Below are 528 nucleotides of genomic sequence, written 5' to 3'. Positions count from 1 at the left end.
TCCCAGGCGATCTCCTCGGGGACGGACACGGGGAGGTCCTGGGAGTGCTCGACGGCGCGGACGAACTCCGCGGCCTCGTGGAGGCTCTCCATGGTGCCGGTGTCCAGCCACGCGTAGCCGCGGCCGAGGGTGACCACGGACAGCGTCCCCTCCTCCAGGTACATCTGGTTGAGCGTGGTGATCTCCAGCTCCCCGCGGGCGGAAGGCTGAACCTTGTGGGCCTTGACGGCGACGTCGCCCGGGTAGAAGTACAGGCCGGTGACGGCGTAGGAGCTCTTGGGGCGGGCGGGCTTCTCCTCGATGGACACGGCCCTCCCCCCGCGGTCGAACTCCACGACGCCGAAGCGCTCGGGGTCGTCCACGTGGTAGCCGAAGACCGTGGCTCGGCCCGACTCGGCGTTCCGGGCGGCGCGCGTCAGGTGGCGCGACAGGCCGTTGCCGTAGAAGATGTTGTCGCCGAGCACCAGGGCGCACGGCTCGCCGGCGATGAACTCCTCGCCGATGGTGAAGGCCTGCGCCAGGCCGTCC

General features: G+C 70.6%; 1 protein-coding gene. It reads right to left on the bottom strand.

What is annotated here, in order from left to right; all coding sequences use genetic code 11:
* On the bottom strand, window positions 1–528 hold a 528-nt coding region (locus tag HMPREF9463_RS10285; RefSeq protein ID WP_035139017.1), incomplete at both ends, for a sugar nucleotidyltransferase.

The organism is Collinsella sp. 4_8_47FAA (genome assembly GCF_000763055.1).
Classification (GTDB): Bacteria; Actinomycetota; Coriobacteriia; order Coriobacteriales; family Coriobacteriaceae; genus Collinsella.
Note: the sequence above shows the minus strand (reverse complement) of the source record. Positions and strands in the feature narration are given on the sequence as shown.